The following is a 21,467-nucleotide window of genomic DNA, read 5'->3' as shown; positions in this document are numbered from 1 at the left end:
CGCGAAGGAATCGGTGCGGCACGCGTGTCGCCAGGTCTTCCCAGGTCACCGACGCACGCCAGACGTTTCTCGCCGGCTGGCGGGCGTGACCAAGAGGCCGGCGGCAGCCGGGTTTCACCCGCCCGATCTCACTTGCCCCGTATGACGGCAACCGGGCAGGGGGCGTGCTGGGTGCAGTGCTGGCTGACCGATCCCAGGAGCGCCCGGCTGAAGCCGCCCAGTCCACGGCTGCCCACGACCAGGAGTGAGGCGCCGCGTGCCGCCTCCAGCAGCACGGTCGCGGCCGTTCCGTACGCCACAGTCGGCTCGACCCTCGCAGTGTCGCCCTTCTTCACGACCTCTTTGATGGCGTCGTCGAGGGTCTGTTCCGCCCACACCTTCATGTCCCTCGCCAGCGACTGCGGCGCATCGAGCCAGCCGATCGAACCATAAAGGGGCGGGTACTCCCACGCGATCACCGCATGGACGCTGTCGTGGGTCAGGCCCGCCTGCCGTACTGCCCAGCGCAATGCCTCCTTGGACGATGGCGATCCGTCGACCCCGACGACGATGCGGCCGCTTTCCTTCGGCTGGCTGCTCATGGCTACCTCCGCGATGCGACATCCGCCCGGCGCCTCCCGGCACCGCCGTGCACACTCGTGCTCTCCCACCAGCTTCCGATCCGCAGGGGCACCCCGCATGGGTACGTAGGGCCACCACACCTGCCCTCACGGTCCGAGGCCGAACGGGTCGCTGTTGGGCCATTGAGCCCCTGTTGCGCCGTTCACCCCGGCCACACAATGGCAGCTGACGGCGGGCCTACAGGCGCCCTTCCTCATCAGGCGGTGTCCCGCATGGAGCTTCCTCTGGTCGTAGGCATCGACGGCTCTGCTGACGCCCTGCGCGCGGTGGGCTGGGGCGCCGATGAGGCCGCCCTCCGTGGATGCCCGCTGCAGGCCGCGTCCCAGACGGAGCTGCTGGTGGTGGGGGCTCAACGGCGGAGAAACGTTCAGTAAAGCGCACGCGGGTACCTCGGAGGAGATCCATCCGGACTCCGCCAAGGGGCCGACCGGCCCTGATTTCAGCCCAGGCCATCATGCCTCCCCACTTCGGGCTCTTCGTCTCATACTCGCGTGCGCCACGCCGTGGCACTGTCGAAACACGGCACACGCATGTGCAAGGGAGTGAGAGCCGTGAAGGCACACATCGGCGATCAGCTCGTGGTCGAGAGTCCGACCACGGGCGGCATTCGGCGGGACGGGGAAATCGTCGGACTGCACCATGAGGACGGGACTCCGCCCTACGACGTACTCTGGTCGGACACCGACGAGGTATCGGTCATCTTTCCCGGCCCCGATGCGCACATCCGGCATCTTGAGCCCCGTTCCAAGGACTCCCCCGCCCGGTAGCGCCGGGACGAGAACGGCCGAGTCCGCGGCACCCAGCGCCCCGTATCCCCCGGTAGGTCCCGATAGGCCCAGGGGTATGCGTCAGCGCCGCCGCGATGCTGGAAACGAGGAAGGTTGCGCCCGCAGCCCTGACTGCGGCGGAGGTGCGTCATGGGTGGTTGTGTCCTCGTAGGGCTGGATGGAACGGGCAACAGCGTGCCCGCGGTGCGCTGGGGGGCCGAGGAGACAGCAGCCCGGGGCCTCTCGCTTCACCTCTTGCATTCCTGGGTCTCCCAGCCCCTGAATCTCCCCATCGCCCAGGAGGCCGCGAACAAGCAGCGTTACGGAGCCGAGGTACTCGGCTCGGCCGAAGCCATGGCGCTCGAACTGCATCCCGGAATCCCGGTCACTACCGAACAGGTCTCTGAACAGGCGGTGGACGCGTTGGTGGACCGCAGTGGGCGGGCCACGATGATTGTGCTCGGATCGCGTGGGCACGGCGCCATCTCCGGCTTCCTGCTCGGCTCGGTCAGCCTGCACGTTCTGGGACGCGCGCGCTGCCCGGTCGTCATTGTGCGGGAGGAGGAGAGCACCGCCTACGGGAGACCCGAGGTTGTGGTCGGCGTCCAGGAGGCCGGGACGCAGGGGGAGGTAGTGCTGGATTTTGCGTTCGCCGCCGCCGAGGCCCATCACGCCAGTGTGCGCGCCGTGCGGGCGTGGGAGCCCCCTGGACTCGTCGGTTTTGCGCCCGCCACCCTCAGCCCGTCACCGGATGAAGACGAGCCTGCGGTCGGCGAAGAGAAGAAGCTTGCTGACATCCTGGCGCCGTGGAGGGAGCGGTTTCCCGCTGTTCCCGTCATCGGACACGTGCAACGGGGCAGAGTGGCAGCGGTGCTGCTGGGGGCCTGCTCGCAGGCGAGCCTGCTGGTCGTCGGGCGTCGGATGCAACGCACACCGATGCTTCTGGGCCCCGTCGTCTTCGCCGTTCTGCACCATTCGCTTTGCCCGGTCGCGGTCGTACCGCGGGTCTGAGTTTCGACGCTCACGACGCCTGAAGATGGGCCTCCGGGTGCGGAAAGGCACCGCTCGGGCACGGTGCGTGTGCCCCCGGGGCAGGCTCGGGGGCCTGGTGGCCCTGTCATGCCTCGCGCTCGACGGTCAGGTCGAGGAAGTGCGCGGAGCAGGAGATGCACGGATCGTGGTTACGGATCACTCGTTCGCACAGAGCGGTCAGTTCGTCATCGGTGGGACGGTCGCCGGCGCGGAGGCGATCTTGCACCGTGCGGAACAGATCCTGTTCGATCGTGCCCTGGTTCTGGGCCGTCGGCGGGACGAGGGTGGCCTCAGTGATGATGCCGTGGAGATCGAGGGCGTAGCGGTGGTAGAGGAGGCCACGGGGTGCCTCCGTCGCGCCGTGTCCGATACCGGGCCGTGCAGGGACCTCGACGTACGGGCCGGGCGGGGGTTCGTAGGCGTCGATCAGGCGCAGGGCCTCGCCGACCGCGTACAGCACCTCGACGGCACGGACGACGATGCTGCGGAACGGGTTGCGGCACACCGTCCCCTCGCATGGGTCGCCCAATCCGGCCTCCTGTGCGATCTGGCGTACCTCGGGCGGCAGCCAGCGGCCGCTGATGGCGTAGCGGGCGAGCGATCCGGTGAGGTGGCGGCGCCCGTCGAGCAGGGAGTGCAGGGCGGTGGAGTGCGGCACCTGGGTCTCGACGACATGATCGGGGAACGTGTGGAGGGGGAAGGTGCGGGTGGGCAGTGCACGGTCGCTGTCCGCGGGCAGGCCCGCGGAACCCGGAGCGGCCATCGCGGTGGGGGTCCCGGATTCGATGGCGTAGCTGCCGGGTTCGGCGAGCGCGAGCAACTCGGTGTCGATGCCGGCCTCGGGGAAATCGAAGCCAGCCACCCAGCGCACGGTCGCCTCCGCGTCATCCCGGGCACGCTTCAACCTTTCCGCGAGGTGCCGCAGTTCCGGCTTTTTCGGTACGCGGTGGAAGCCGCCGAGACGTACGTTGACCGGATGGATGGCACGGCCGCCGAGCAGTTCCATGATGGCGTTGCCGGTCTGTTTGAGACCGAGACCGCGCTCCACGTCGGTGCGATGGGTGCGCGCGAGGTCGATGACACTGTCGCCGCCGAGGAAATCGGGAGCGTGCAGCAGGTAGATGTGCAAGGTCTGGCTTTCGATCCACTCGCCGCAATAGAGCAGTCGGCGCAGCGCTGCCAGTTGCCCGTCCACGACGATGCCGCAGGCGTCCTCGACCGCGCGGCAGGCGCTCATCTGGTAGGCCACCGGGCAGATGCCGCACACCCGCGAGGTGATGTCGGGCGGCTCGGTGTAGGAGCGTCCGCGCAGGAAAGCCTCGAAGAAGCGCGGGGGTTCGTAGATCTTCAGCTGGGCCGCGGCGAGCTCGCCGTCGTCAAGGCGCAGGTGCAGCGCGCCCTCCCCTTCGACGCGGGCGAGCGATTCCACCCGCAGCACCTTCGATTCGCTTCGGGTCACCCCGGCAATTCCTTTCGTACGGCCGCCTCGAACTCCGGCGCGGCGGTGTTGAACGTACGCAGCACCCGCACCACGTCCAGGGTCTCCATGCCGTCACGGCGCAACAGCGGGATGAAAGAGGGGAAGTTGGTGGAGTTCGACGGGCCGAAGCAGCCGTAGCAGCCCCGGTTGTACGCGGGGCACAGCGCGCCGCAGCCGGCGTGGGTGACCGGCCCCAGGCAGGGGGTGCCGTGCGCGACCGTCACACAGACGGTGCCGCGCCGCTTGCATTCGAAGCACACGCTGTGGGCGGGCACGTCGGGCGTCCGGCCGGCCAGATAAGCGGTGATGACCTCGACGAGCTGGCCCCGGTCGATGGGGCAGCCGCGCAGTTCGAAATCGACCGGCACGTGTGCGCTGATGGGGGTGGAGGTGGCGAGGGTGTCGATGTAGTCCGGGCGGGCATAGACGGCGGCTTGGAACTCGGCGACATCGGCGTAATTGCGCAGTGCCTGGACGCCACCGGCGGTGGCGCAGGCGCCGATGGTGACGAGACGGCGGGAAGCCGCGCGGATGTCCCGGATGCGTTCGGCGTCCTGCTCGGTGGTGACCGAGCCCTCGACCAGCGACAGGTCGTAAGGGCCCGGTCGGGGCGCACTGGATGCCTCCAGGAAGTGGGTGATCTCGGCCTGCTCGGCGATGCCGAGGAGTTCGTCCTCGCAGTCGAGCAGAGTGAGCTGGCAGCCGTCGCAGGAGGCGAACTTCCACACAGCCAACTGCGGGCGCCTCTCCGGCATCTCCACCATGTCACAACTCCCGTACGGAAAGGAGCGGTTCGCTTCGGCTCCAGGTGACCACCGGTCCGTCGAGGCACAGCAGCAGCGGGCCGAGCTGACAGTGGCCGCAGTGGCCGGTGCCGCAGTGCATGGTGCGTTCCAGGGAGATCCGGATCCGGTCCGGGTCGAGGCCACGGTGGGCAAGTTCACGGGCGGTCGCCCGGATCATCACCTCGGGCCCACAGACGAAGGCGGTCGCGTTGTCCGGGTCGAAGTCGGCGCGGTCGAGGAGGGCGGTCACCACACCCACATCCCCTTGCCATGCGCCGTCGGGGCGGTCGACCGTGACCTGGACACGGGCTCTGGCCTCCCGCCATGCGTCGATGTCGTTTACACAGACCAGGTCGCCGGGGCTTCTGGCACCGATCAGGACATTCAGACGCCCGAATCGCTGCGGCGCGGCGAGCACTTCGCGCACCAGGGGCCGCAGCGGCGCGAGTCCGAGACCGCCGGCGACGATCAGCAGATCACGCCCGGCGTCGGTGGGCAGCTCCCAGCCGGCCCCCAGCGGGCCCCGCACCCCAACGCTCTCCCCGAGCCGTAGGCCATGCAATGCCTGGGAGACCGCACCGACGGCACGGACGGTGTGGGTCAGCCGCTGCCCATCGATGGCGCTGAGCGACAGCGGGATATCGCCGACGCCGAAGGCGTACACCATCGCGAACTGCCCCGGACCGAACGGCGGCAGTGCCGATGCCACGGGTTCCAGGACGATTTCGGCGGTGTCAGGGGTCTCCTCCGTGCGCCCCACCACCCGGTACGGGAGCGGCACAAGGGCTGGGCGGGCGGTCGTCACGGTGCTTCCCCGCCGGCCGCCACGGCCCTGCCGCCGGGCGGGCCGTACAGATCCAGCAGGCGGGTACGGGCGGCACGCAGCCGTCGGCCGATGGCCACCGCGGCGACGCACCGCGTGATCGCAAGACCGAAGACGGGGTCCTCGTCGATCTCGGCCCGGACCTGCTGCGCGTCGAACTCGTACGTCTCGACCGCACTCCGTGTCTGTGCGCCCAGGTGCCAGCGGTAGGGAGCGAAGAGCCAGGACCAGCCCAGCAGTTCCCCCTCGCCCAAGGTCTCGACCACCGTCTCGCCACGGCCCGGTTCATGCACGTCGAGGGCGATTCGTCCGGAGCGGATGATCCAGAACCGATCGGCCGTTCCGCCCTCGTCGAAGATGCGCCGGCCCACCGGAAAGGACGCGTCGTGGGCGAAGCCGAGCAGTTGGTCGCGAGGGCCGGGGGGCAGTGCGCTCAGGAAGCCGTGCCCGCCGGCCGTCATGGAGCGGCCCCCTCCGGTCCGCCGGCGGCCTGGCGCTCCCGGTGCAGGGCATGGGCCTCCTCGGTGATGTCGATGCCGACCGGGCACCACACGATGCACCGCCCGCAGCCGACACAGCCCGAACTTCCGAACTGGTCATACCAGGTACCGAGTTTGTGCGTGGCCCACTGCCGGTAGCGGCTGTGCCCGGACGCCCGTACCGGCCCGCCCGGCAGATGCGAGAAGTCCAGGTCGAAGCAGGACTCCCAGCGCCGCCACCGCTCGGCGTGGTCCCCCTTCAGGTCGGTCACGTCCTCAGCGGTGGTGCAGAAGCATGTCGGGCACACCATGGTGCAGTTGCCGCAGGTCAAGCACCGCGAGGCAACATCGTTCCAGCGCTCGGCGTGCAAAGTGTCGCGCATCAGCATCTGTAGGTCCACGGGCGGCATGCTGCGTCCCATACGATCTGCCGCCTCCGCGACCGCCTCCCTGGCCGCGGACTCGGTCGTACCGTCGGCGGGCCGGCGCGGAAGCTCGGCGAGCACGGATTCGCCTTCGTCGCTGCCGGCCCGTACCCAGAACCGGTGGCCGCTGCTGTCCACCACCTCCGTCAGCGCCAGGTCGTAGCCGCCATCGACGGCGGGCCCAGAGCCCATGGACGTGCAGAAACAGGTGGCTCCCGGCTCGGTGCACTCCACGGCCACCAGAAAGGCCCGTTCCCGGCGAGCTCGGTATCGGCTGTCGGTGTGCCGGCCGCCGGACAGCACACGGTCCTGAACGGCGATGGCCCGTAGGTCACAGGGGCGCACCCCGAGGAACGCGTACGAGGGCTGGGGTGCGTCATCCTGGGTCACCGTCAGCGCGCCGTCGGCACCGCGGTCGGCCGTCCACTCCCGCTCTCTCTGTGGGTGCAGAAACGTCTTCCACGACTGAGGGCCGGCACTGTGCGCGAACGCCGCGCCGTCCTCGCGCGGGCGCAGCCGGTAGTGCCCGGCCTCCAGCTCGACGCCCCAGCCGTAAGGGAGCTCCTCACCGCCGGCGATCTCGGCCAGCACGACCGCCCCGTCCCGCACGGTCGGCCCGATGACCGTGCGGCCACGCGCGGCCAGCGCCCTGACCAGCGCGTCAAGCCCGTCCGTGCCGATCACCGCGGTGGTTCCGTCGCCCGTCATCGCCCGCCTTCCGGCATGGATCATGCCAACCCGGTCAGTGTGTGGCCGCACGGGTCCACGGCATGGGCCGACGGGCCTTGCCGTGGCCCATACGGCCCCCGGCGACCACCCGGACGGGCCCGGATATCAGCCGGCCACACCTGCGCAGCAGAGCTCGCAGGCCGAGCCGGGGAATTCATCGCGCCATGCCCAGGCGCTGGATCGGCTGCCGGGGCGGCTGCTTGTCTACGCCGTCGAAGCCGCCGGCATCGGCCTCGGCCCTGGACTGTCACCGCGGGTCGCAGCCGCGGTCGGACCACTCATCCAACGCATTGAGGAGGACATCCGGCGCTCCGACCGGGCAGTGATCGGAGATCTGACGGCCGGAAGCCCTGACCTCGGACTCCTCAATGAGGCCGGTCGGCCCCTCCCCAGGGGAAAGTCACCCCTCTTCCTGCCGACAGCGGAGGCGGCCCACAGTGGCATCGTGGACACGAATCCCTCGGTACTCCGCCCCACGGGCTACTGAGCGCCGTACTCAGTCATGGGGAACCATGGCCACGGGGCAGGTCGCGTGGTGGATGGCGGCGTGCGCGACCGGGCCGACGCGCGGCGCGAGGAACCGTCGGTGCCGCCGACGGCCGACGGCCAGAAGCTCGGCTCCCGGGGCCGTCTGGACAATGGCCCGGGTCGCGCTCTCCGTCAGCACGGTCAGTTCCACCGGAACGTCGGGGAAGCGGGCACGCCACGGACCGATGACGTCCCGCAGCTCACCGTCCGCGTCCTTGGCGGCTTCCGTAGCAGCATCCGGGTCCACGCCCCAGGGCGCGTATGCCTGCACAGGGAGCGGGCGCCCGTGTACGACCTGTAGCGGAAGTCCACGGCTCAGCGCGGCATCGAAAGCGAATGCGAGGAGAGGTTCGCAGGGCCCATTCAGGCTCATGCCGACGACGACCCGTGATCCGGGGCCGTTCGGGGGGCCCGCGGACTCAGCACGGTCCGGTTGCGCACGTCCGCCCCCGCGGACGAGAACGACCGGCCCGTCGGCCCGGCCCACAACGCCCAGGCTGACATCGCCGAACACATAGCTGCCCAACGTGCCGAGAGCCCGCGAGCCCAGCACGGTCATTCGCGACTCGCCCGCTGCGCGCAGCAGTGCGGGCTCGGCCTCGGAGCCCACCAGATCCTCAATGATCTGCAGATGCGGATGGCGTTCACGCACCACTTCCAGGGCCTGGCGGACGATCCGCCGCGCACCGGCGTTCTGATCGCGATCGGGCGGCGTGTCCGCCGCTTCGGCGGCGAGCAGTATCCAGGCGTGGAGAAGTCGCAGCACGAAGTGCCGCCGGTCCGCTTCGTCGGCTGCCCACTGTGCAGCTGCCAGACTTTCTGCTGATCCGTCGAGACCAACAGTGATGATTTCCGGCTCCATGGCTGCCCTTCCTTCGGGGACGGTGAAAGAAAGCCGTCCTGACCGGGCACTAAGAGGGCTGGGTACTTCCGTGTCGGCGTTCGCCGGCGACAGCGGTACGCATATCCGTTCCCATCGAGACTGCTCTACGGCCCGCCTTTCGGCCAATGAGCCGATGGGCGCTACGAGGGGCCGAACGGCCCACCGTCCGAAGTGCTCATCCGCCTGCGGTCACTACCGTGGAAGGTGTGACCGCGCCCGCCGGGCGGCCGCACCGGAGGGCGTGGTGGTTGAACAGATTCCTGGTCGGCTCGGAGCCGCGGATTCGCAGGTCGTTGCGCTTCCGGAGGAGTTGCAAGAACACCTCCGGGCGGTGGAACGAAGCGGGGGCCGGCTGCCCATTCTGCTTCTCGAAGCGGTGCTCTCCGTGGGTAGGGATCTGGAGGTGCCACAAGTGTTGCGCCGCATCGTCGAGGCCGCGGTCGCACTCGTGGACGCCGAATACGGAGCGCTCGGCGTGATCGGCGACGCATCCCGGATCTCCCAGTTCCTGACAGTCGGGATCACCGAGGAGGTGGCCGAATCCATTGGCGGTCTTCCAGCGGGACACGGGATTCTGGGTGAGCTGATCCGCCATCCCTCGCCGCTACGCCTTGCCGAGCTGGGCGAACACCCCTCGTCATACGGATTCCCGCCGAATCACCCACCGATGCGTTCGTTTCTCGGAGTACCTGTCAAGGTCCGCGACAAGGTCTTCGGAAATCTCTACCTCACGGAGAAGCGCGGGGGCAGACAGTTCAACGCCGAAGACGAGACGGTGCTGTCGACGCTGGCGGTGGCAGCCGGTGTGGCCATCGAAAATGCGCGTCTGTACGAGGAGGCCCGCTACCGCCAGCGGTGGCTGGAGGCCAACGGCGAGATCGCCGCAGGTCTGCTGCCCGGAGCGGGCCAGACCGATGTGCTCAAGACGATCGTGGACCACGCTGTGCGCATCCTGACGGCCGACCTCGGTGTGCTGGCGCTGCCCGACGAGGACGACCGTTTGAGGGTGGCACTCGCCATGGGCGTGGATGCCGGTGCACACCGCGGTCTGGTCCTCCCCCGCCATGGATCGTTCCTCGGCGCCGCACTCACTGCCGGAAGCTCGTTGATCAGCCTTGACGTCGAGCACGATCCCAGAATCACCGCCGGCCCACCCCGGTGGGCCGGGCTCGGACCCGCGGTCGCCGTTCCGATGACCGCCGGCGAGCGGGTGCGCGGCGTGTTGTTGCTGGCCCGGCTCCGCGGTCGTGACCCGTTCACCGAACCCGAGACCAAGCCGCTGCTCACCTTTGCCGGTCAGGCAGCCCTTGCCATGGAAATGGCTGATCAACGCCAGGGCATCGAGCAGCTGGCCCTGCTCAAGGACCACGAACGCATTGCACGTGACCTGCACGACTTGGCTATCCAACGTCTCTTCGCCACGGGCATGACGCTGCAAAGTGCGCTGCGATTCGTCGATCACCCGGAAGCCAACGAACGGCTGTTGCGAGCCGTGGATGGTCTGGACGAGACAATCAAGATCATCCGTTCCACCATCTTCGGGCTCCGCACGCACGACACGCACCGGGCCGCCCACGGCCTGCGGGCCCGGACAGTCAACGTGGTGGAGCAGGCAACCCGCACACTGGGCTTCGCGCCGGCACTTCATATGGAGGGGCTCGTCGATACAGAAGTGCCGGCAGAGATCGCCGAGCATGTGCCTGCCGTACTCGGCGAGGCGCTGAGTAACATCGCGCGGCATGCACATGCCACCACTGCGAACGTATCGCTGGTCGCCCGCGGCGGAAATCTGAGACTGACGGTGAGGGACAACGGTGTCGGCATGCGGGGCGATGGCCGGCACAGCGGGTTGCGCAACCTTACGAAACGGGCAGAAAGCCTGGGCGGTGAGATGACCCTTGAGGCACCGCCCGAGGGCGGGACGACACTGGTATGGCGAGTGCCGCTGCGCCCGCCGTCGGGGGGACGCTCGCCGTAGGGCACCCCTCAGCTCTGAGTCGTCCCGGTGGCCGCATCCAGACGGCGCGGCCTGGGTGGCGAGGACAGCCAGCCGGCTACGCCGCTCCACAAACCGATTTCGCCAACAGGCGGGAGATGTGATTCTTGACCGTCTTCTCGACGACGGGCTACATCGGCTCTTGGTAGGGAGCCTCGCGCCGGTAGGTGAGGCGATTGACCACCGCGGTGACGCCGTCGACCTGTCGCATCATCCGTATCGCAACGGCTACTTGCCCGCTGCTCTCCAAGCTCCCCGCAACGGTCACCAAGCCGTCGTGGACCGACACTTCTACGCTCCGCGGGCTCAGCCACAACGTCCGCACCACGATCTCGTCCATGACTTCGTCGCGGATCGCGGAGTCCGGACGGGCGAAGATCTGAAGCACATCACGCCGGGTGATCATGCCGACCAGCCGTGCCTCCTCATCGACCACGGGAAGCCGCTCGACGCCGCTCGCGCTCATGAGGCGGGCCGCACGGACAACAGAGTCATCGGCACGGACCGTGCGAGCCGGAACCGACATCAACTCGCCGGCATCGGGGTTGGCGCCACTTCCGGTCCTACGCCGCACCGGCTCCAGGTCAGTGGCGGAGACCACGCCGATCACTTTGTCATCGCCATCCACCACGGGCAGACCGCTGATGTCGTACTCCGCCAGCCACCGCACCATTTCTTCGGTGGATGTCCCGCGGTACGCGCGCACGACATCCCCGGTCATGACACTTCCCACCTGTCGACGCTTCATCGCCTGCCTTCCCTCGGCTCGTGCCCGGCCTCACGGAAGCCGGCGCAGGTAGGGGGCGCGCGCGTGGCGCGGCAGCAGACGGACCCGGGCGTCGACGACGGTGACGCCGTCCGGACCGGCGATAACCGGATTGCACTCCGCCTCGGCAAGTTCGGGAAGGTCGTCCGCCATCCGGGAGATGCGTGCCAGCAGGTCCTCCAGCGCCGCGACGTCGGCCGGGCCGCTGCCCCGGTAACCGAACAGCAGGGGCGCACACCGCGGTGCGGTGATGAGTTCGTGCACCTCGATGTCGGTGAGAGGGGCAAGGCGCGCGGCGTGGTCGGCAAGCAGCTCGCTGAGGGTCCCACCGAGGCCGAAAAGGAGCAGTGCTCCGAACACTTCGTCCTGGACGACACCGGCCAGCAGCTCCGCGCCACGGGCAGCCATCGGCTGGACCATAACTTCGGTCATGGCGGTGCCGAGGCGGCGGGTCAGATCACGGTAGGCGGCGCGTACTTGAGGCGCCCCGCGCAGTTCGAGTTGGATGGCGCCCCGCTCGTTCTTGTGAAGGAGACCGGGCCCCTGCGCCTTGAGCACGGCCGCGCCATCGGGTCCCGCCAGGCGTGCAGCGGCTTCGACGGCCTCCCGTTCAGTGGTGACACATGCCTGCGGCAGCCGGGGTATGCCGTAGCAGTCGAGGAGCCGTGCGGTCTCTCGCGCATCCAGCCAGCCGCCGGCCGGATCCCGCGCGAGAAATACGTCCACGAGGGCATGTGCGCCTGTCCCGTCGATGCCGGCCGGCTCCACACTCCTGCCCAGTGGCCTGGCCAGCCAGCGTGCCCGTTCAGCGGCGTGGAACAGGGCCTGGGCAGCCGACTGCGGTTCGCCATAGGAGGGCACCGCCTGCCCACCTTCCGTGCGCAGCAAGCGGACGCGCTCCGGCTGATTGAGCAGCGCCACGACAAGCGGTACACCGGGACGGCCCCTCGACACCGAGGTCACCGCAGTGCCGAGGTCAGCACCAACGGCCGTGTTCAACGCGGTCGGCACCAGAGCCACCAGGACCGCATCCACGGCTCCGGAGCGCGCAAGCCGGTCCACGCAGTCGCTCAATTCCTGCGCGGTCACTGCCGGTGTGGTATCGACCGGATTTCCGGAGCTGGCGCCTGCCGGCAGCAGGGCAAGCAGCTCTCCCCTGAGGTCCGGCGGCAACTCGGAGACGGTCAGTCCCGCGTCCACGCAGGCATCCGCGGCCAGCACTCCGGCGCCACCGGCGTTCGAGACCACGGCGACCCGCCCGCCCGCAGGCAGCGGCTGCGAGTGCAGCAGGGCCGCAGTGTCCAGCAGCTCACCAAGGGTGCGAGTGGCGGTCATGCCGGCCTGGGCGAACAGTGCCCGGCGGGTCATGGTGGGGGTTGCCGCTGCCGCCGTGTGCGAGGCGGCAGCACGACGGCCTGCTTCCGACCGTCCGGCATCGACCGTGAGCACCGGCATACTCCGGGCCACACGCCGCGCCGTACGGGAGAAAGCACGAGGGTTCCCGAACGACTCCAGGTGCAGCAGCGCCAGTTCGGTCCTGCCGTCGCCCTCCCACCACTGCAGAAGATCATTGCTGCTGACATCGCGCTTGTCGCCGAGCGAGACGAAGGCGGAAATGCCGATACCCAGGCGGGAGAGCCCGTCGAGAAGTGCGATGCCGACTCCGCCGGACTGTACGGCGACCCCCGCGGTACCCGGCAACGGCTTCGTCACCGCGAAGGTCGCGTCCATGCGAACGGACTCTTCCGTGTTGGCGATGCCCAGACAGTTGGGGCCGACCATCCGCATGCCCCAGTGGCGGCATGCCTCGGTCAGTTCCGCGGTCGCGCTCTCGTCCAGACCCGATGACAGGACCACCAGCGCTCTGACTCCGGCCTTTCCGCACTGGACCACTGTTTCGCAGACGGCGGCAGCCGGTATCGCGATGACGGCGAGGTCGGGCGGGTGAGGAAGATTTGTGACGGATGCATGGGCGGGGACGCACAGCACGGTGTGCGCGCGCGGGTTCACTGCGTAGAGCAGCCCGTTGAAGTGGGCCTCACGCAGATTGTGCAGTACGGCCCGGCCGACCGAACCTGATCGGGTTCCGGCTCCGATCACCGCGATGGAACGGGGACGCAGCAGTGGCTGCAAGCTCGCGGTGTCGGCGGTGCGGCCCCGGTCGTCCACCGCTGCCAAGTAGCGTTCGTCCGGTTCGAGCCGGATGACCCCGCGCACCGTGGGTCCGTCGTACTGACGTGTGACGCGCAGGCCGAGGTCGGCGAAGACCTTGTGGATGAGGTGGTTGTCGGCGAGCACATCGGCCGTGAAAGCGGAGAGGCCGTTCTCGCGTGCGATGTGGGCGAGGTGCTCCAGCAGCAGAGTGCCGACGCCTCGGTGGTGGAAGTCGTCGGCGACCGCCAAGGCGATCTCGGCGGAGGCGGGGTCGTCACCGATCTCGTACTCGGCGACACCGATGAGCCGGTCGCCGTGCACCGCCACCAGCGTGCGGTGGCCGGCTTCAGCAGGCGCGCAGAGCCGGTCGGCGGCCTGCTCGCCGGAGCGGCGGCTCACTGCGAAGAAACGGCTGCGCAGATTGTCCGCGGACATCTCGCTGTAAAGCCGGACTACCTGTCCACGATCCTCCGGGCGCGCCGGACGGAGCCGAACCGTACTTCCGTCGGACAGCAGTGCGCAGATCTCTCGTGCACCGGAGACGATGTCCGTCGTGGCGATGCCCTTCCTCATGGCCTCTGCCCCTTACGATCCGTCGTCGTGCGCCTTCGGCCCGAGGGCCGTCCGGTGCCGTGCCGAGCGACCGACCGGCCCTCTGCCCGCCTCTGTATGCCAGCCGTGCATCGTGAGTCCCTCATCCCTGGTGGGCCCGGCCCCTACAGATGCTCGACATTGCGGCCCACCACCGACGGCCCTGTCCGTTCGGAATCCAATCCTTTGAGGTCGAACGTCACATCCACGACGCCCTCGACCGCCCGCACCAGCCGTGCCGCCACGGGAATGAGCGACATGTTGCGTGTCCGGCCGCTGAGGGCGACCACCCCATCGGTGACGCTGACCGACAGCTCCTCTGCGGAATCGGGAAACAGCCGGTCCACGACCTCCGCGCGTACCTCCGCCGCAAGGTCCTCGTCGGACCGGAGAAAGACCTTCAGCAGGTCCGAGCGACTGACGATGCCCTGCAGCATTCCCTCGCTGTCGACCACGGGAAGCCGCTTCACCGACTTGTACGCCATGGTCCGCGCCGCCTGAGCAAGGGTTTCGCCGGCATGCACCGTCAGGGCAGGCGCGGTCATCAGCTCCCCCGCCGTCAGGGCGTCGGCCTTGCGCACCTCCTCCGGCTGCCGCAGCTGTTCCATACGGTCGGGGTTCGCCTCCCGGAATTCCTCCTTGGGCAGCAGATCGGCCTCGGAGACCACCCCAATCACCCGGCCTTCCCCCACAAGTACAGGCAGAGCGCTGACTTTCCACTGCTCCATCGTCTGGACGATCTCCTTGAAACGCGCCTCCTGGCCGATAGCCACCACCGTCTGAGTCATCACATCGCTGACCGTGCACGGGGTGTGCTCCATGACGCCTCCTCGGTACGGAATGCCGTCGCGCGGCCGCTGCCACACATCTTCAGCTTGCGCGTGTCCGTCCGCCCCGGGCAGGGGCCGGCCGGCCCCTTCGTCTGCTGATCGTCAACGTTCCGTTCGGCGCAGTACACCGTCCAGCGCGCACTCCATCCGCGCCCTCAATGGGCCGGTCGGCCCGTGACGAGGCCCTGCGGCCCCTCCCCTCAGCCGTGCGGTCCGCGCAGCGTGGAGAGGGACCGATGCCCTCACTCCCCCGGAGACACCCCATGACGTACCCCGTAACTGTCGGTGTGGACGGATCGTCTGCGGGCCTGGCCGCCGCTGACTGGGGCGCTCGGGAGGCGCAGCTCAGGGACCTACCGCTGCGGCTCGTCCATGCGTGGGAGTGGCAGCCCTATTCCCACGCTCCGCCAGAAGGACCCGAATACGCCCGGCGCTGGTCCGAGGGCGTCCCACGCGAGATACGCGCCCGGCTGCACCGCCGCTACCCGGACCTCGGCATCACGGCAGAACGGCTCATCGGGCCACCCCCGAAAGTTCTGTGCGAAGCCGCCAAAGAAGCCGAACTCCTGGTGGTCGGCACCGTGGGCATCGGCGGCCTCGCCGGTTTCCTGCTCGGCTCGGTCGCACTGGCCACTGCCGCGCACACCCAACGGCCCCTCGTCCTGGTCCGCGCCCCGACCGCAGAAGAGGACGAGCATCCGGCGGCCGTCTCAGCACGACCGGTGGTCCTCGGCCTCGACCTCGGCCGGCCTTGCGACGAGGTGCTCCGCTTCGCCTTCGACGCCGCGGCACTACGAGCCGCTCCCTTGCTGGTGGTACGCGGTGGGAAACCTCCGGCCTTCTACGGCGCCCCCGGCGTCGGAGTGGACCCGAGCGGGGAAACCCATATCGCAGCCGACGAGACGGAAACCATGCGAATGGTGCTACAGCCGTGGCGGGAGAAGTACCCGGCCGTGGACGTCACCGAGCAAGCCGTCATCGGACACCCCGCGCACCATCTGCTGGACGTCGGAACCGACGCCGACCTCGTCGTCATCGGGCGGCGCACCCGCTCTCCACGGGCCGTCCCGCCTCGTATCGGCCCCATCGCTCATGCCGTACTGCACCACTGCCCGGCCCCGGTGGCCGTCGTCCCCCACGACTGACCTCGGCGCCGGCCAGGAAGGTTCATTTTCATGATCCGCTACGTGTACGACTTCACCGACGGCGGCCAGGGCATGGCCCACCTCCTTGGAAACAAGGGCGCCCACCTTGCCGAGATGACCCGCATGGGCCTGCCCGTGCCCCCCGGGTTCATCATCACCACCCAGGCATGCCGGGCCTTCCTGGCCACCGGCAGCGAGCCCGAACAGCTCACCGGCGAACTCACCGAGCACCTCGCCGCCCTGGAGCGGGCCACGGGCCGCCGCCTGGGCGATCCTGAGAACCCGCTGCTGCTCTCCGTACGGTCGGGGGCTCAGCGCTCCATGCCGGGCATGATGGAGACGATCCTTGACGTCGGGCTCAACGACACGACCGTGCGCGCCTTGGCCGAGGCATCCGGCAACGCCGACTTCGCGTGGGACTCCTACCGTCGTCTGCTGCAGATGTACGGCGTCACCGTGCTGGATGTGGGCCCGGACCTCTTCGCCTCGGAACTGGCACGCCACCCGGAGGCGCACGAACTCCCTCTCGTCGTCGACCACTTCAAGGAGATCATCAAGACGGCGGCCAACGAGGACTTCCCACAGGACCCGGCCAGGCAACTACAACGCGCCGTACATGCCGTCTTCCGCTCCTGGAACGGCGAGCGAGCGAAGGTCTACCGGCGCCGTGAGCACATCCCCGAAGACCTGGGCACAGCGGTGACCGTCCAGACCATGGTCTACGGCAACCTCGGCCCCGATTCCGGCACCGGTGTGGCCTTCACCCACGACCCGGCCACCGGACGCGAGGGCGCCTACGGCGATTACCTGCCCAACGCCCAGGGTGAGGACGTCGTCTCCGGTGTCCGCGACACCGTACCGCTGCAGGAGCTGGAGCGAATCGACCCACTGTCGTTCCAGCAACTCCAGGAATGCCTGCTGGCACTCACGAAGCACTACCGCGACCTGTGCGACACCGAGTTCACCATCGAACGCGGCAAACTGTGGATGCTCCAGACCCGGATCGGCAAACGCACCGCGGAGGCCGCCTTCCGCATCGCCGCCCACTTCATCGACGCGGACGTGATCACCCCGGATGAGGTGCTGGGCCGGGTGACAGGCGAGCAGCTCAGCCAATTGATGTTCCCGCGATTCGAGACGACTCACGCCGAACCGCCGCTCGCGGTCGGGATTCCCGCGTCCCCCGGTGCGGCGGTCGGTGCCGCGGTCTTCGACTCGGCCGAGGCAGTGCGCCGGGCGGATCTCGGGGAGAACGTCGTCCTCATCCGCCGCGAGACCAGCCCTGACGACCTGCCCGGCATGATCGCCGCATGCGCGGTACTCACCGGCCGCGGCGGAAAGACGAGCCACGCGGCCGTGGTGGCACGCGGTATGGGCCGGGTCTGCGTCTGTGGCACCGAGACGCTGGCCATCGACCCGGCGGAACGCGCCTTCACCACCACTGACGGCATCCGGGTGGCAGAAGGCACAGTGCTCTCTGTCGACGGCTCCACAGGCACCGTGCACCTGGGCGAGCTTCCCATGGTGGAGTCCGACGTCATGCGCTACTTCGAGTACGGCGAGGAACCCACCGCGCTGAGCGCTGCGGTCGCCCATGCACTGGAACGGGCCGACCATGTGCGACGCTTGGCGGTCCGGGCGAACGCCGACACACCCGAAGACGCCGTCCGCGCCCGACGCTTCGGGGCAAGCGGCATCGGCCTCTGCCGCACCGAGCACATGTTCCTCGGCGAACGCCGACGCCTCATCGAGGCAATGATCCTGGCGCCGACCGACGCGGACCGCCGGCAGGCGCTGAATGACCTGCTGCCCCTGCAACGCGACGACTTCACCTCGATCCTGGCCGCCATGGACGGACTGCCTGTCACCATCCGTCTGCTGGACCCCCCGCTGCACGAATTCCTCCCGGACCGCACCGAGTTGACCGAGCGCATCGCCACCCTGCGAGCAAGCGGGGAAGCACCCGACCCACATGACGTGCACCTGCTCGACGCCGTCTCGCGCCTCGACGAGCACAACCCCATGCTGGGACTGCGCGGGGTCCGCCTCGGACTGGTGACTCCCGGCCTCTACGCCATGCAGACGCGAGCCATCGGCGAGGCCGTCGCCCAGCGCCGACGCAACGGTGGCGAGCCCCACGCCGAGATAATGATCCCGCTCGTCGGCACGGTGCGAGAACTCTCCCGGGCACGGGACGAAGTGACCGCCACACTCTCCGAAGTCTCCACGGCCACCGGCATCGACGTGCACTGCCCCATCGGCACCATGATCGAACTTCCCCGGGCCGCCCTGACAGCCGGCCCCATCGCCCGGCAAGCCGACTTCTTCTCTCTCGGCACCAACGACCTCACCCAGACCACCTGGGGCCTCTCCCGCGACGACGCCGAGGCTTCCTTCCTCCCCGCCTACCTCGCCCAAGGCATCTGCGACGCCTCCCCCTTCGAGACCCTCGACATCGACGGAGTCGGCCGTCTGATCGCCCTCACACTGGACGAGGGCCGCGCCGCCCACCCCGGCCTGCCCGTTGGTGTCTGCGGCGAACACGGCGGCGACCCCGATTCCATCCGCTTCTTCGACTCGATGGGACTGGACTACGTCTCCTGCTCCCCTTACCGCGTACCCATCGCCCGGCTGGAGGCGGGGCGCACGCGCTACTTGCACCGCACCACGACCGCACCCTCAGCCAGCAATGGCCATTAATGCACTACTCACGCCCAATTGCACCCAAATTGGACGTGAGATAACTCAGGAGAAACAGGAAGCCGGGCGCGCCGTGATGTGCGCCGAGCGTCGGTTCGGCTGCACCTCGCAAAGGCGCTGAAAGAAGGGCGACATGCTGGAGAGACTCAAGGATGCGCCGGCCGGAGTCGATGCGGTGAAGGCGGCCGGAACCGTGTCGAAGACCGACTACGAGAGGGTGATCGGGCCTCTCGTCAGTGGGGCACGCAGCGAAGGTCGCCGTATCCGGCTCCTGTATGAGTTCGGTCCGGAGTTCCGGTCGTTCAGCCCAGGGGCCGGCTGGGAGGACCTCAAGATCGGGATGTCCTCCCTGCGGCTGTTCGAGGGCTGCGCGGTCGTCAGCGACATCGGTTGGATCCGTGAGTCGACCCGGCTCACGAGCTTTCTGATGCCCTGCCCCGTACGCGTCTTCGGCAACCAGGAGCGTGACGAGGCCCTCCGCTGGTTGAGCTCGCTGCCTGAGGGACCCGGAATTTCCCACCGGCTCCTGCCGGAGACCCAGGTTCTTGTGGCCGAGGTCGAACAGCCCTTGCGGGCACAGGACTTCGAAGCCCTGGCGCTGACTGTCGACAGCTGGCTCGAAGTACATGATGAGTTGGCCGGCGTCGTGGTCCATGCGCGAGCGTTTCCCGGCTGGGAGAACGTCGGCAGTCTGCTCCGGCATGTACGTTTCGTCCGCGACCACCACCGGAAGGTCAGAAGGGTAGCGCTGGCGGCCGACAGCAAGCTTGCCGGTCTGGTACCCCATCTTGCGAACCACTTCGTCCAGGCCGAAGTGCGACGGTTCGGTTACGACGAACTCGATGGCGCCGTCGCGTGGTCGGCGGCCCCTCCCGATCAGCACCCGACCGACATGGGGTGACGAGGCGGCCGGCAGGACGAAACGGCGGTCGCCATGGTGTCGGCGGCAGGTCTTCCACTCCAGGGGAGCGAACGGCTGGAGCGACGGGGCGGCGATCGTGACCTCCGGCTCCGCAACAGATGCCGGAGCAGTGCTGATCTTGTTACGGGCCCCATAGCCACGGCCCGAACCGAGGCGGCCCAGCCTTATCGCCTGGCCTGCTCCGGTGACGTACGACAGCTCACGGGCACCCGGACGGACCAATCGGCAGGGCGTGGTCGCGGCGTCGGCGATGTAATGGAGGGACCACGACGCCGTCGGTCGCCGAACGAGGGGAGCGGTCCGTGTCACCATCGGGTGCCGCTGCCCACCTGGCAAAGCCCGAGCGACTGTTTGATCGGGAGGTGGAGTGGGCCGACCTGGTTGACTTCGCATGCGATCCACGCCCTGGGGCCACGCTCGGCCTGGTCTCAGGACAGCGTCGGCAGGGCAAGACTTTTCTGCTGGAAGCCGTCGCCAGGGCCGCTGACGGCTTCTACTTCGACGGGCATGCGGCGGCAGAAGCCGAAACTCTGCACCGCCTCGCCGAGCGTTTCGGGGAACATACACGGGCGGCACATCCACCGCGCTGGCAGCGCTGGGAGGATGCGGTGGACGCGCTGCTGGCACTGGGTGATCAGCACCCGACCCCTGTGATCATCGACAACTTCCCCGACCTTGTGGGCTCAAGCCCGGCGCTGCCGTCCGTCATTCACGGTGCTTACCGCCGTCTGCACCAGGTGCGTCGGCACAATCGGGCCCGTCTCATCCTCAGCGGCGGGACCCCCTCCCTCATGCGGAGACTCTTCTCCGGCCCGTCGTCCCTGCACCGGCTCGCCTCGCTGGAGCTCCTGGTGCGGCCCTTCGACTTCCGCGAAGCGGCGCGGTTCTGGGGCATCCGATCCCCGCGACTTGCCGTGCAGGTGTACGCCGTCGTGGGCGGCACCCCCGCCTATCGGGGTGACCTGGTGTGTGACGACACCCCTACCGACCCGCATGACTTCGACGCATGGGTGTGCAGAACCGTCCTCAACCCCCGTGTCCCCCTCTTCTGGGAGGCACGCAATCTGCTGGCGGAGGAGAATCACGCGGACCGTGCGCTGTCCCACTCCGCGCTGGTCGCGATCGCAGCAGGACGCTCAACTCCCGGTGAGATCGCCGACGGCATCGGAGTCCAGCTGACCGACGTGTCCCACGTCCTGGCCGTGCTGCAGAAGCGTGGGCTGCTGCACGCAGAGCCGGATGCGTTCCGGCCCGCACTGACGCGCTACCGCATTGCCGAGCCGCTGCTGGCATTCGAGCATGCCGTCGCCTGGCCCCACCGCGCCGCGATCGAGCAGGACGACGCCGCCAACGTGTGGCAAAGCGCCCGCGCCACGTTCGACTCCGCCGTTGCCGCACCATGCTTTGCCCAGCTCTGCCGGGACTGGGCCACCGCATACGCCGGCTCCGAGACCTTCGAAGGGGAACCGGAAACGGCCGCGCGCGGCGCTGCCTCCGGCGCCGCAGGGCACACTCGTCTCGATGTGGACGTGGCGGTACGAGGGAACGTCGACGGACGGCCCGGAGTCTTGCTCTCGGTCGGTCTTACCCGCTGGAACGAGACGATGGATATCCACCACCTGGAACGGCTGCGCCATGCTCTGTCCGTCCTCGGCACTTCCGGCGAGGACGTCAGCGGAGCCGTGCCGGCTTGTTACAGCGGGATCGGGTTCGGGCCGGAACTGCGGGCGGCCGAAGCCAGGGGGGAGGTTCTCCTGGTCGATGTCGCCAGGCTGTACCACAGCGAGTGACCGACCGTCACGCGGTCAAGC

At 68.8% G+C, this 21,467-nt stretch carries 17 protein-coding genes; 7 read left to right on the top strand and 10 right to left on the bottom strand.

The window, feature by feature from the left end; translation table 11 throughout:
- Positions 1–128 precede the first annotated feature (128 nt).
- Positions 129–581: a universal stress protein gene (locus ACFWJW_RS03245; protein ID WP_387234127.1), complete on the bottom strand. Its 453-nt coding sequence runs from the start codon at positions 579–581 to the stop codon at positions 129–131.
- Between the two features lie 591 nt (positions 582–1,172).
- On the opposite strand from ACFWJW_RS03245, the gene ACFWJW_RS03240 reads away from it, so the two are divergent.
- Complete coding sequence (locus ACFWJW_RS03240) at positions 1,173–1,388, top strand: DUF1918 domain-containing protein (protein WP_387234124.1); 216 nt, start codon at positions 1,173–1,175, stop codon at positions 1,386–1,388.
- A gap of 150 nt (positions 1,389–1,538) precedes the next feature.
- Positions 1,539–2,399: a universal stress protein gene (locus ACFWJW_RS03235; RefSeq protein ID WP_387234122.1), complete on the top strand. Its 861-nt coding sequence runs from the start codon at positions 1,539–1,541 to the stop codon at positions 2,397–2,399.
- A gap of 106 nt (positions 2,400–2,505) precedes the next feature.
- Here ACFWJW_RS03235 and ACFWJW_RS03230 read toward each other — a convergent pair whose 3' ends face one another.
- The 6 genes from ACFWJW_RS03230 to ACFWJW_RS03205 all read right to left on the bottom strand — a co-directional run bounded on the left by ACFWJW_RS03230 (position 2,506) and on the right by ACFWJW_RS03205 (position 8,531).
- Positions 2,506–3,879 carry a Ni/Fe hydrogenase subunit alpha gene (locus tag ACFWJW_RS03230; RefSeq protein WP_387234119.1) on the bottom strand — a complete coding sequence of 458 codons (1,374 nt, stop codon included), beginning with the start codon at positions 3,877–3,879 and terminating at the stop codon, positions 2,506–2,508.
- Positions 3,876–4,664, bottom strand: a complete 789-nt coding sequence (locus ACFWJW_RS03225) for an oxidoreductase (protein WP_387234117.1) — start codon at positions 4,662–4,664, stop codon at positions 3,876–3,878. Before ACFWJW_RS03225 ends, ACFWJW_RS03230 begins: the two co-directional genes overlap by 4 nt.
- Position 4,665: 1 nt before the next feature.
- A complete protein-coding gene (locus ACFWJW_RS03220) occupies positions 4,666–5,490 on the bottom strand; it encodes an FAD/NAD(P)-binding protein (protein WP_387234115.1) in 825 nt (274 codons plus the stop codon).
- On the bottom strand, positions 5,487–5,969 hold the full coding sequence (locus ACFWJW_RS03215; RefSeq protein ID WP_387234112.1) for a cyclic nucleotide-binding domain-containing protein: 483 nt from the start codon (positions 5,967–5,969) through the stop codon (positions 5,487–5,489). The genes ACFWJW_RS03220 and ACFWJW_RS03215 overlap by 4 nt, the downstream gene beginning before the upstream one ends.
- Complete coding sequence (locus tag ACFWJW_RS03210) at positions 5,966–7,120, bottom strand: 4Fe-4S dicluster domain-containing protein (RefSeq protein ID WP_387234109.1); 1,155 nt, start codon at positions 7,118–7,120, stop codon at positions 5,966–5,968. Before ACFWJW_RS03210 ends, ACFWJW_RS03215 begins: the two co-directional genes overlap by 4 nt.
- 517 nt (positions 7,121–7,637) lie before the next feature.
- Entirely contained in the window at positions 7,638–8,531 is an 894-nt protein-coding gene (locus tag ACFWJW_RS03205) for a universal stress protein (protein WP_387234106.1), read from the bottom strand.
- A 265-nt stretch (positions 8,532–8,796) separates the two neighbouring features.
- On the opposite strand from ACFWJW_RS03205, the gene ACFWJW_RS03200 reads away from it, so the two are divergent.
- Complete coding sequence (locus ACFWJW_RS03200) at positions 8,797–10,530, top strand: GAF domain-containing protein (RefSeq protein ID WP_387234103.1); 1,734 nt, start codon at positions 8,797–8,799, stop codon at positions 10,528–10,530.
- 148 nt (positions 10,531–10,678) lie between these two features.
- Here the strand turns inward: ACFWJW_RS03200 and ACFWJW_RS03195 are convergent, their stop codons facing one another.
- From ACFWJW_RS03195 to ACFWJW_RS03185, 3 genes are all read right to left on the bottom strand, one after another.
- Positions 10,679–11,269: a CBS domain-containing protein gene (locus tag ACFWJW_RS03195; protein WP_387234100.1), complete on the bottom strand. Its 591-nt coding sequence runs from the start codon at positions 11,267–11,269 to the stop codon at positions 10,679–10,681.
- Positions 11,270–11,326: 57 nt separating this feature from the next.
- Positions 11,327–14,041 (bottom strand): GNAT family N-acetyltransferase, encoded by a 2,715-nt coding sequence (locus ACFWJW_RS03190; protein ID WP_387234097.1) that lies wholly within the window; start codon positions 14,039–14,041, stop codon positions 11,327–11,329.
- A gap of 143 nt (positions 14,042–14,184) precedes the next feature.
- A complete protein-coding gene (locus ACFWJW_RS03185) occupies positions 14,185–14,880 on the bottom strand; it encodes a CBS domain-containing protein (RefSeq protein WP_387234095.1) in 696 nt (231 codons plus the stop codon).
- A 272-nt stretch (positions 14,881–15,152) separates the two neighbouring features.
- On the opposite strand from ACFWJW_RS03185, the gene ACFWJW_RS03180 reads away from it, so the two are divergent.
- The 4 genes from ACFWJW_RS03180 to ACFWJW_RS03165 all read left to right on the top strand — a co-directional run bounded on the left by ACFWJW_RS03180 (position 15,153) and on the right by ACFWJW_RS03165 (position 21,446).
- Positions 15,153–16,034, top strand: a complete 882-nt coding sequence (locus tag ACFWJW_RS03180) for a universal stress protein (protein ID WP_387234093.1) — start codon at positions 15,153–15,155, stop codon at positions 16,032–16,034.
- Between the two features lie 30 nt (positions 16,035–16,064).
- Positions 16,065–18,734, top strand: coding sequence for a pyruvate, phosphate dikinase (gene ppdK, locus ACFWJW_RS03175; RefSeq protein WP_387234090.1), 2,670 nt, complete (start codon positions 16,065–16,067; stop codon positions 18,732–18,734).
- A 133-nt stretch (positions 18,735–18,867) separates the two neighbouring features.
- A complete protein-coding gene (locus ACFWJW_RS03170; RefSeq protein WP_387234088.1) occupies positions 18,868–19,635 on the top strand; it encodes an STAS/SEC14 domain-containing protein in 768 nt (255 codons plus the stop codon).
- 383 nt (positions 19,636–20,018) lie between these two features.
- Positions 20,019–21,446: an ATP-binding protein gene (locus tag ACFWJW_RS03165; protein ID WP_387234085.1), complete on the top strand. Its 1,428-nt coding sequence runs from the start codon at positions 20,019–20,021 to the stop codon at positions 21,444–21,446.
- The last annotated feature ends 21 nt before the right edge of the window (positions 21,447–21,467 follow it).

The organism is Streptomyces sp. NPDC127097, from assembly GCF_042724075.1.
In the GTDB taxonomy this organism is placed as follows: domain Bacteria; phylum Actinomycetota; class Actinomycetes; order Streptomycetales; family Streptomycetaceae; genus Streptomyces.
This window is presented reverse-complemented; position numbering and strand designations above follow the sequence as displayed.

What these genes read in the sequence shown, in the direction of transcription:
- ACFWJW_RS03245 (WP_387234127.1), bottom strand. Translation starts at nt 581, where the DNA reads ATGAGCAGCCAGCCGAAGGAAAGCGGCCGCATCGTCGTCGGGGTCGAC.
- ACFWJW_RS03235 (WP_387234122.1), top strand. Translation starts at nt 1,539, where the DNA reads ATGGGTGGTTGTGTCCTCGTAGGGCTGGATGGAACGGGCAACAGCGTG.
- ACFWJW_RS03225 (WP_387234117.1), bottom strand. Translation starts at nt 4,664, where the DNA reads ATGGTGGAGATGCCGGAGAGGCGCCCGCAGTTGGCTGTGTGGAAGTTC.
- ACFWJW_RS03215 (WP_387234112.1), bottom strand. Translation starts at nt 5,969, where the DNA reads ATGACGGCCGGCGGGCACGGCTTCCTGAGCGCACTGCCCCCCGGCCCT.
- ACFWJW_RS03210 (WP_387234109.1), bottom strand. Translation starts at nt 7,120, where the DNA reads ATGACGGGCGACGGAACCACCGCGGTGATCGGCACGGACGGGCTTGAC.
- ACFWJW_RS03205 (WP_387234106.1), bottom strand. Translation starts at nt 8,531, where the DNA reads ATGGAGCCGGAAATCATCACTGTTGGTCTCGACGGATCAGCAGAAAGT.
- ACFWJW_RS03195 (WP_387234100.1), bottom strand. Translation starts at nt 11,269, where the DNA reads ATGACCGGGGATGTCGTGCGCGCGTACCGCGGGACATCCACCGAAGAA.
- ACFWJW_RS03190 (WP_387234097.1), bottom strand. Translation starts at nt 14,041, where the DNA reads ATGAGGAAGGGCATCGCCACGACGGACATCGTCTCCGGTGCACGAGAG.
- ACFWJW_RS03185 (WP_387234095.1), bottom strand. Translation starts at nt 14,880, where the DNA reads ATGGAGCACACCCCGTGCACGGTCAGCGATGTGATGACTCAGACGGTG.
- ACFWJW_RS03180 (WP_387234093.1), top strand. Translation starts at nt 15,153, where the DNA reads ATGACGTACCCCGTAACTGTCGGTGTGGACGGATCGTCTGCGGGCCTG.
- ppdK (WP_387234090.1), top strand. Translation starts at nt 16,065, where the DNA reads ATGATCCGCTACGTGTACGACTTCACCGACGGCGGCCAGGGCATGGCC.
- ACFWJW_RS03170 (WP_387234088.1), top strand. Translation starts at nt 18,868, where the DNA reads ATGCTGGAGAGACTCAAGGATGCGCCGGCCGGAGTCGATGCGGTGAAG.